The 9,525-nt window shown below is 67.3% G+C and carries 10 protein-coding genes and 1 pseudogene; 7 read left to right on the top strand and 4 right to left on the bottom strand.

The features are described from left to right. The coding region (locus JWN03_RS44235; RefSeq protein ID WP_297628774.1) for a serine/threonine-protein kinase at positions 1-1,594 on the bottom strand (1,594 nt) is incomplete at its 3' end. Between the two features lie 84 nt (positions 1,595-1,678). Next, a complete protein-coding gene (locus JWN03_RS44230) occupies positions 1,679-3,166 on the bottom strand; it encodes a serine/threonine-protein kinase (RefSeq protein ID WP_297628772.1) in 1,488 nt (495 codons plus the stop codon). A gap of 200 nt (positions 3,167-3,366) precedes the next feature. On the opposite strand from JWN03_RS44230, the gene JWN03_RS44225 reads away from it, so the two are divergent. Further along, positions 3,367-4,140: an acyl-[acyl-carrier-protein] thioesterase gene (locus JWN03_RS44225; RefSeq protein WP_297628770.1), complete on the top strand. Its 774-nt coding sequence runs from the start codon at positions 3,367-3,369 to the stop codon at positions 4,138-4,140. 115 nt (positions 4,141-4,255) lie between these two features. After that, entirely contained in the window at positions 4,256-5,029 is a 774-nt protein-coding gene (locus tag JWN03_RS44220) for a hypothetical protein (protein WP_297628768.1), read from the top strand. 195 nt (positions 5,030-5,224) lie between these two features. On the opposite strand, the gene JWN03_RS44215 is transcribed toward JWN03_RS44220, so the two are convergent. Beyond that, positions 5,225-6,895, bottom strand: coding sequence for an FAD-dependent oxidoreductase (locus JWN03_RS44215; RefSeq protein WP_297628766.1), 1,671 nt, complete (start codon positions 6,893-6,895; stop codon positions 5,225-5,227). A gap of 226 nt (positions 6,896-7,121) precedes the next feature. Between JWN03_RS44215 and JWN03_RS44210 the strand changes: the two genes are divergently transcribed. Continuing rightward, complete coding sequence (locus JWN03_RS44210) at positions 7,122-7,613, top strand: SixA phosphatase family protein (RefSeq protein WP_297628765.1); 492 nt, start codon at positions 7,122-7,124, stop codon at positions 7,611-7,613. A gap of 10 nt (positions 7,614-7,623) precedes the next feature. Here JWN03_RS44210 and JWN03_RS44205 read toward each other — a convergent pair whose 3' ends face one another. Beyond that, the gene (locus JWN03_RS44205) at positions 7,624-7,824 is read right to left on the bottom strand and encodes a hypothetical protein (RefSeq protein ID WP_297628764.1); all 201 of its coding nucleotides are present in this window, start codon (positions 7,822-7,824) and stop codon (positions 7,624-7,626) included. A gap of 106 nt (positions 7,825-7,930) precedes the next feature. Between JWN03_RS44205 and JWN03_RS44200 the strand changes: the two genes are divergently transcribed. The 4 genes and pseudogenes from JWN03_RS44200 to JWN03_RS44185 form a co-directional block, all read left to right on the top strand. Then, on the top strand, positions 7,931-8,410 hold the full coding sequence (locus JWN03_RS44200) for a MerR family transcriptional regulator (protein ID WP_297628763.1): 480 nt from the start codon (positions 7,931-7,933) through the stop codon (positions 8,408-8,410). A gap of 80 nt (positions 8,411-8,490) precedes the next feature. Then, on the top strand, positions 8,491-8,973 hold the full coding sequence (locus JWN03_RS44195) for a carboxymuconolactone decarboxylase family protein (RefSeq protein WP_297628762.1): 483 nt from the start codon (positions 8,491-8,493) through the stop codon (positions 8,971-8,973). Between the two features lie 3 nt (positions 8,974-8,976). After that, positions 8,977-9,288 (top strand): GNAT family N-acetyltransferase, encoded by a 312-nt coding sequence (locus JWN03_RS44190; protein WP_297628760.1) that lies wholly within the window; start codon positions 8,977-8,979, stop codon positions 9,286-9,288. After that, positions 9,285-9,525 (top strand): annotated as a pseudogene (locus JWN03_RS44185) (pirin family protein); the annotation flags it as partial. The gene JWN03_RS44190 and the pseudogene JWN03_RS44185, both read left to right, overlap by 4 nt.

The following is a 9,525-nucleotide window of genomic DNA, read 5'->3' as shown; positions in this document are numbered from 1 at the left end:
ACTGGGTGCCGTCGCCGGGGTTGGTGGCGGTGAAGCCGCCGGAGCCGTCGGGCACCGGATCGTCGAGGTCGATGCCCGCGCCGTCGCTGATCCGCACGCCCTTGTAGTAGTAGCGGCCGACGCCGGTGCGGCAGATCACCACCCGGGAGGCGGTGGTGCGGCCGATGGCGTACGCCGGATTGTCGGCGTTGCAGCGCGGTCCGCCCACGAAACCCTGTGCGTCCGTGCCGGATACGGAGCCGATGAACGGGGCAGGGGCCGGGGTGGCGGGCGCGGGAGTGGTCGCGGGATTGTCGTAGGGCGTGGTGGCGGTCGGTGCGGTCGCATCGGGCGTGGTGATGATCGACGAAGTGCCGCCTGCTGTGGTGGTGGTGCCATTGTTCTTGCCGGACAACAGCAACCAGGCCAGCAGACCGCCCATCACCAGCACCGCGCCGACGAGCGCACCGACCACGATCGGCAGGGAACTGCGCTGCGGGGGCGGCAGGGGCAGCGGCGCGGAGGGGTGTTCGCGCAGCGGTTCCGCGTACGGCATGCGAACCTGCGTGGGCTGCGAAGCCTGGTAGTCGACCGGACCCGACGGATGATCGCCCGGCCCGGACGAGTAGCCGATCGGGCCCGACGGGTGACCGCCCGGATAACCGACCGGTCCGGAGGGTTGCCCGCCCTGCGGCGACGGATAGCCGGTCGGCGGAAGTGATTGCGGGACCCGCGAAATCAAGTGGGCCGGTGCGACCGAGGTGCGAGTGGTCGCACCGTGATCGGCGCGCATGAGGGCCGCGCGGGCGGCCCGGGCCAGCTGGCCCGCGGTGGCATACCGGCGGGCCGGATCCTTCGCCATACCGATAGCGATCACCTGATCGAAGGTGACCGGCACACCGGGACGGACACTGGGCCGGGGCGGCGGAGTCATCATGTGCGCGCGAATGGTGGCGAGATTGCTGTCCGTCTTGAAAGGTATTTCGCCGGTGAGGCTTTCGTACAGCACACACGCCAGTGCATAGATATCCACGGACGGGGAAATCGCCGTATTGTGCTCGAAGCGTTCCGGAGCCATATACGCGTACGACCCGATGGCGCTGCCCATACTCGTCAGCTGCACATCCGATTCCGCGTGTGCGATGCCGAAATCGACCAGGTACGCGAACAATTCACCGGTCAGCAGAATATTGGCGGGCTTGATATCGCGATGCACCAGCCCGCTCTCGTGCGCGGCGTCCAGCGCGGAAGCGATCTGCTCCACCACTTCGACGGCGCGCCCCGGCGGCATCGGCCCCTCCGAGATCAGGTGCGCCTTGAGATCTCGGCCGCTGACCAGCCGCATATCGATGAACAGGACACCGTCCACCTCACCCCAGTCGTGCACCGGAATGACGTGCGGCTCCTGCAGCCGGGCGGCAGTGCGGGATTCGCGGCGGAAGCGCTCCACATAGGTGGGCGATTTGGCCAGTTCGACATCCAGCAGTTTGAGCGCGACCGTGCGATCCCGGACGGTGTCATAGGCGTCGTACACCTCGCCCATGCCGCCGACGCCGAGCAAGCGCCGTAACTCGTATTGCCCGAACCGTGAACCGGCCCGGTCCCCTGCGACCACCTGCGTCGCCTCCCCTGCGTTGTCCTACCCCAGGAAAAGGCTACGGCCCGCGCACCCGGCTGTCATGTCCCTGAAGGGAAAACGTCAGCGGTGGGCGTATTCGAGCATCGGCTCGGCGGCCAGGACCTGGCCGGCCTTCATGATGGTCAGTGCGTGGGTGGTGATGAGGTATTTGGTGCCGTCATTGGGATTGGTCGCGGTGAATCCGCCGATTCCGACGGGGACCGGATCATCGATCTCCTGTGTCGCGCCGTCGCTGATCCGAGATCCCCGGTAGTAGTACCGGCCGGTACCGGTCCGGCAGACCACCAGGCGGGAGGCGGAGGTGCGGCCGACGGCCAGGGCCGGATCGTCGGCATTACACCGCAGGCCGCCGACGAAACCCCCTGTGTCCGTTCCGGATACGGTGCCGACGTACGGGGCGAGCGTGGTGGTGACGACCGTGGTGGTGGCGATTGTCGTCGTCGCGCCGATGGCGGTGGGTCCGCCGTCGTCGTTGCCGAACAACAACTGCCAGCCCACGACGCCACCGAGGAGCACCATGGTCACGACCACGCCCCCGACAGCCAGGATCGGGCGCAGGATCCGCTTCGGCGGCGGTGCGAGCGGGGCCGTGGCGGGATGACCGTTCGATGCGACCGGCGGCTCCGTGGCCTCGGGCGGCGGGTAGACGAGCGGAATCGGTTGCGAGAGAGTCGGAGCCGCCGGCGATGCTGTGACGAGCGGCTGCGCGGTCGTGGCCACAGGCGACAGCGCCGCCCTGGCGGCCCGGGCCAGCTGGCTCGCCGAGGTGTAGCGGCGGGCCGGATCCTTCGCCATACCGGTGGCGATCACCTGATCGAAACCGGTTGGTACGCCGGGACGGATGCTGGCCCGCGGCGGCTGGGTCATCATGTGCGCGTGAATGGTGGCCAGATGGCCGTCCGTGCGGAACGGGGTCTCACCGATGAGGCTTTCGTACAGCACGCACGCCAGCGCGTAGATATCGGCGCTGATCGAGGCGCCGGTGCTGTGCTCGAAACGTTCCGGGGCCATATACGCGAACGACCCAATGGCGCTGCCCGCGGTGGTCAGCTGCATATCGGATTCCGCGTGCGCGATGCCGAAATCGACCAGGTACGCGAACAATTCACCGGTCAGCAGAATATTGGCGGGCTTGACATCGCGATGCACCAGACCGCTCTCGTGCGCGGCGTCCAGCGCGGCGGCGATCTGTTCCACCACCTCGACGGCCTGCTCCGGGGTGAGCGGGCCGTCCATGGCCAGGTGGGCACTGAGATCGCGGCCGCGCACCAGGCGCATGTCGATGAACAGGACACCGTCCACCTCACCCCAGTCGTGCACGGGAATGACGTGCGGCTCCTGCAATCGGGCCGCGGTGCGGGATTCCCGGCGGAAGCGCTCCACATAGGTCGCCGACTTGGCCAGGTCCACATCGAGGAGCTTGAGCGCCACCACCCGGTCGCGCACGGTGTCGTGCGCCTCGTAGACCTCACCCATGCCGCCGACGCCGAGCAGCCGGCGCAATTCGTACTGTCCGAACCGCGAACCGGCCCTGTTCTCCGCCGCCACCCGCGTCGCCTCCCCGTGCTGTCCTGCAACGGGAAAAGGCTACGGGCCGGGCGGCGGACTGTCATTCCGTGCGGTAATCAGGACCGGTCCGAGACGAGTAGGGGCGACTCGCCGCGAGTGTGTGACACACGCCCCGTAAAGTCGAGTCACAGCAAGCACCGCACGAAACGCGGCACACCTGTGCAGCGCGAGGAGCACCAGTGTCACTCGATCAGCCACTCGCCCCGCTTCCCCAGGAGGGCATGGGTTTCGCCACGGCGTGGCCCGTCCGGGCTGGCGATGTGGATCCCTATCAACGCGTGCGTTTCGACGCCGTAGCCCGATATTTGCAGGACATTGCCTGGGAGGAAATGCATTCCGGGTTCTTCCATCGCACCGATCCAGCCTGGATCGTGCGCCGCACGGTCGTGGACGTGGTGCGGCCGATCCACTGGCCGGAACGGGTGGAGCTGACCCGCTGGTGTTCGGCCATGTCCACCCGCTGGACGAATATGCGGGTCCGGGTCACCAGCGAGAACGGCGGTCTCATCGAGACCGAGGGTTTCTGGATCAATATCAACGAGTTCACCAATATGCCGACCCGCATCAGCGATGAGGGACTGGCCGAACTCTCGCGCACCACCAGTGAGCACCGGCTGCGCTGGCGGCCGTGGCTGGTGGACCAGACGCCGCCGGAATCCGACGCCGACCTCACGTTTCCGGTGCGGGCCACGGATATCGACCAGTACAACCACGTGAACAATGCCGCGTACTGGCAGGCCGTGGAGCAGTACCTGGTCGACTATCCGAAGCTGGTGGCGGGGCCGCATCGCGCGGTCATCGAATACATCGCGCCGGTGCTGGCGCGGCAGCACGTGAGTGTGCGCAGCCGCTACGAGCCGGGCGATCGGACCGGGTATCCGGTGCTGCGGCTGTGGTTCGTGGTCGGCGGGATCACCACCACCACGGTGCGGATCGGGCCGCTGCCGGTCTGACCGAAAGTTGCTACTCGCCGGACATCCCCGGCGAAATGACGGTCGCTGACAATTAGCCTGGCAGACTCTCGCAGTGTCGATCACCGCGTGGTGGTCGAGAACAGGAGTTCGCCGAATGAGACTTGCCCGCCTCACGCTGCTCGCGGCCGCGCCGGCATTGGTGGTCGGGCTGACCGCTTGCGGCCACTCCTCGGATTCGGCGAAGAGCACAACCACCGCCACCACGAAGTCGACGAGCGCCGCCGGGTCGGCCACCACCGCGCCGGGGCCGCCGCCCGTCGTCCCGACCCGGTCGCCCAATCCGACTCGGCCGCCCGCGCCCACGCCGTCGCCCGCCGATGTGAACTGCGGACCGGTCACCGGAGCCAATGGCGGATCCGCGGATGTGATCGCGTACTCGAACCAGGCCGGAATCCCCGGCTGTACCGAGGCCGTCACCGTCGCCAGCGATTACGTCAATGCCACCCGCACCGGCGATGCCGCACAGGTGGACGGCTGGACCTGTGAACCGCAGCCCGACACCGACGTTCCGCACATCTGCTTCAAGGACGGCTTCCAGCTCGGCCTGCGCGGCACGGCGGCCCCCAATCCGCCCGCCCCGCCGACAACCACCCCGCCGCCCACCACCTCCCCGGCCCCGGTCGGGGACGCCAGCTGCGGCACGGTCACCGATGCGGGTGGCGGCATCCGCACCGTGGTCGCGGTCGGCACCCCGGCCGGGCGCGTCGGCTGCACCGAAGCCATCAATGTCGCAACGCAATACGTGCAGACCGTCAGCGATACCGATGTGGCCAGCATCGACGGCTGGAGCTGCAATGCCCAGCCCGACACCGCGATCCCCTCGATCTGTGCCAAGGACGGCCTGCTGATCAACCTGCTCGCCCACTGACACAGCGAATTACGCCGCGGCCCCGCCCGATCCAGGTGGGGCCGCTCCTTTTCGCCCAGAGAACACTCTGGTTCGACCCGAGGACACTCCGGCCCTGCGGAGTTCTGCGCGGCATCGGCGGACAGCAGTGCGGCCCATCCGATTCGGATGGGCCGCACCGGGTTCGACTCGGGAGCCGGGTGCTGCGGAGCGGGCTCAGCCCTTGGCGGCCTTGAGGAGATCCTCGAGGCTGGTGAACTTGACGCGGGGGCGGCCGGCGGCCTTGCCCGCGGTGCGTTCTGCCTGATCGATGGCCTTCCAGCCGTCCCGGCCGACCATATCCGGCTGGCGCTCGGCCAGGAGCGCGTCCAGGGCCTGCCGACCCGCTTGCGGCGCAACCAGTGTGCCGTTGGTGAAATCAGCGATCAGGTGATCGACGGTCTCCTGCGAGTCGACGCGGTTGGAGCCGATCACACCGCGCGGACCACGCTTGATCCAGCCGGAGACGTAAACGCCCTGCACCGGATTGCCGTCCGCATCCAGTACGCGGCCACCGGCATTGGGGATGACGCCCCGGCTCTCGTCGAACGGAATGTCGGCGATGGCCGTACCGCGGTAGCCGACGGAACGCAGTACGAGCGATGCCGACAGGCTGCCGGTGCGATCGGACGGGCGCGCCACCGTGCCGCCGTCCTCCTTGACGAGTTCGTTGTGCACGTACTCGATGGTCTCGACCTTGCCGTCGCCGGTGATCTCGGTCGGAGAAACCAGGTAGTGGAAGACGATTCGCTTATTGCCCGGCTTCGGCTTATTGGCCGAGTACTCCTGCGCGAGGGTGTACTTGAGCTTCAGCGAGGGCTCCACGTCCGGATCCTCGAGCTCCGCCCGGCTGGCCGGATCGAGCTCCAGATCGGCGGGATCGACAATGATGTCGACGCCCTTCAGGTGCGCCAGCGCCAGGAACTCCGACGAGGTGTAGGCGGCCTGCAGCGGCCCACGGCGGCCCAGCACCACGACCTCCTGGATATTGCTGCGGCGCAGCGCGTCCAGGGCGTGGTCGGCGATATCGGTCTTGGCCAGCACATCCGGATCGACGGTCAGCACGCGCGCCACATCGAGCGCGACATTGCCGTTGCCGACAATGACGGCCCGCTCACCGGACAGGTCGAATTCGCGGTCCGCGAAATCCGGGTGCCCGTTGTACCAGGCGACGAATTCGGTGGCCGAAATGCTGCCGGACAGCTCCTCACCCGGGACGCCGAGGCGGCGATCGGTGGAGGCGCCGTGCGCGTACAGCACCGCGTGGTGGTGCGCGAGCAGCTCCTCGTGCGAAATGTGCTTGCCCACCTCGACATTGAGCCGGAACTGCAGCGCATCGCGGCGGAAGGCCGATTCGAACAGGCTCGCCACCGATTTGGTGCCCGGGTGGTCGGGGGCGACGCCCGCGCGCACCAGGCCGTACGGGGTGGGCAGCCGGTCGAACAGCTCCACCTCCACATCGGCGCGGCGTAGCAGCTCTTCGGCCGCGTAGCTGGCGGCCGGCCCGGCGCCGACAATGGCGACGCGCAGGGTGCCCAGCTCCTTGGGCGCGCGGCTCGGCGGCACCAGCGGCTCGAAGTTCGACTCCAGGGGGTGCCGGACGAAGTACGCGGCATTGATGTCCTGGAACCTGGCCAGCGACGCGAGTAGGTCATCTTCGGAGAAGATGGCGTCCACCGGGCAGGCATCGACACACGCACCGCAGTCGATACAGGTATCGGGGTCGATGTAGAGCTGCTCGGTCGTCGCGAACTCGCGTTGCTCAGGAGTGGGACGAATGCAATCGACCGGACACTCGGGTACGCAGCTGGCGTCGTTGCAACAACGCTGCGTGATCACATAGGCCATATCTCGAAGATCCTCGAAACAGTCGCGTGGTGCTACTCCGCTCGGGGTTCGAGCAGGGCGGTAGAACACGTTCTAATATATGTGGCGTTCCGGTGCCTGTCGGCACGCAGGTGTCACGCCACCTTCAGTGTGCCTCGAGTGTGAGGCGAGTCTCCTGCCGGGAGCGGGATCGGGTGTTGTGACACCAGTCTCGGCAGGTAGAGGGGTGGGGAATACCGTAGTGCACATGGCCCGGACTCTCATCTTGATGCGCCACGGCAAATCCGGCTACCCGGACGGCGTGGCGGACCATGAACGACCGCTCGCGCCGCGTGGTCTGCGCGAGGCCGGATTGGCCGGCGACTGGCTGCGCGCGACCCAGCCACCCATCGACGCCGTGCTGTGCTCGACGGCGACCCGCACCCGCGAGACGCTCGCGGCGACCGGCGTCACCGCACCGGTGTCGTTCGAGGAGTCCATGTACGAGGCGACCCCGCACTCGCTCATCCAGTTGGCGCAACTGGCCGACGACGGGGTGCAGACGCTGCTGATGGTCGGGCACTCCCCCGGAATGCCGTGGACCGCTTGGGAATTGGCCGCCAACCGGGATTCGGACGCGGCGGCGGAACTCAGCGCGAAATTTCCCACCTCGGCGCTGGCGATCTTGGAATTCGACCGGCCGTGGGCGGCCGTCGATCCGGGCACGGGCGAACTCGTCCGCTTCCACGTGCCGCGCTAGGGATCGGGAACTAGCCCAGCAGCTTCCCCTTCCACACCGCTACGCCGCCGACAACCAGGAGCAGCAGCAACGCCCAGAAGAATCCGGCTACCGCCCAGATCACTCCGAACACCGCCAGCACCGGCAGGATCGCGATTGCCGCGATCAGCGGGTTCTCCTTGACTGTCTCCAGCGCCGACCGTGCCCGGATCCGATCAATGTCTTTTGCCATGCCCCCAGCGTAGGCGCGTATTGCCGGGATTCGGCAGAATGGGACTTGCTTGGAGTGCACTCCAGGTGGCTAGCGTCGGAGATGTTCCACCGAGAGGGGCGAGACCGTGAGCACAGCAGCACCCGCGCGGAACAGCGCAGCATCGACGCCGCACGACGCCGACTACGAGCGGCCGCGGTATTCGATCGGCGAGGTCTCCGAACGCAGCGGCCTGAGCCGGGACACGCTGCGCTGGTACGAGCGGATCGGCCTGCTGAACTACGTGGGCCGCGATCACGCCGGGCAGCGGCGCTTCTGCGATCGCGATCTGGATTGGCTGGCCCTGATCGCGAAGCTGCGACTGACCGGTATGCCGGTGGCCGATATGGTGCGCTACGCGGAGCTGGTGCGGGCCGGTGAGCACACCTTCCCCGAGCGGCTGGAGATGTTCCGGCGCACCCGCACCGATGTGCTCGCCCAGATCGAGGGGCTGCGGCAGACCGTGGCCGTCCTCGACTACAAAATCGCCCTCTACGAGGGTGACCGGATGCCGGATCTGCCGGGGGTGCTGACCGGATGCACCGTCGAAGAGCAGGGCGCGCTCTAACAGGCGAGCGCGGCGCGTGCACGGCGTGATTCACAAACCGGAGGGCACGTTTCACATTCGCGGCTTAGTATGCGACCACTATGCAGTCGCCCGTATCCCATGACCGTGTCTGGATAGACAAGCAGACACCCGAGGTCTTCCACGCGCTCAGTGATGTCGCCCTGGCGGTGCGTAATGCCGCTGCCACAGTCGATTTGGGGCGGGCGGTGATGGAATTGGTGAATGTGCGCGTCTCCCAGCTCAATGGCTGCGCGTACTGCCTCGACGCCCATCATCGGGCCGCCCTCGAAGCCGGAGTCACCGCGCAGCAACTCGCCGTCCTGGACGCGTGGCAACGCAGCCCGAACCTCTACTCCGAGCAGGAGCAGGCCGCCCTCGTCCTCGCCGAAACCGTGACTTCGCTGCCCGGGGAGGAATGTATGCAACGTGGGTATGCTGCTGCGCGGCAACACTTGTCGGATGATCAGATGTCCGTTCTCATCTGGGCCGCGGCCACCATGGGCACATTCAATCGGGTCTCGATATTGAGCAAACATCCGGTACGGGTGCGGAAGGAGAACTGAACAATGAGCGAACAAGCCGTGGCGACCACCGTCGTCCGCAATGACTCGCAGCACCGTTATGAAGTCTGGTACGGCAACTCGCTCGCCGGGTTCACCGAGTACCGCGAACGGGACAACGACACCGTCTTCATCCACACCGAGGTGGACAGTGCGTTCGGCGGTAAGGGGCTGGGCAGTGCACTCGCCCGCAGGGCGATCGAGGATGTGATCGGCCGCGGCCGCGTCATAGTGGCGCGCTGCCCGTTCATCAAGGCCTGGCTGGACAAACATCCCGATTACGACGAACACGTCGTTGGCAAGGGCATCAAGCGATGAGCGACCTGGAGCCGAACCCGGAGGAGTCGCTGTGCGAGGCCTCCGGCCGGCCGGGTCCGCGCGCCGAATTCTTCCCCGCCCGGGAGGTGCCGCTCGGCGGAGTACGTGGCGTGACCGTGCACCGCTCGCTGCCGCAGCGCGACCTGCCGACCGTCGGCGCCTGGTGCTTTCTCGACGAATTCGGTTCCGGCTCTGCCGCGAAACCCGAAGGCAACGATATCGATCCGCATCCGCACA

This window comes from Nocardia sp., assembly GCF_025465275.1.
Taxonomy (GTDB): Bacteria; Actinomycetota; Actinomycetes; order Mycobacteriales; family Mycobacteriaceae; genus Nocardia.
The sequence above is the reverse complement of the archived record's forward strand: the minus strand, read 5'-3'. Positions and strand labels throughout refer to the sequence as shown.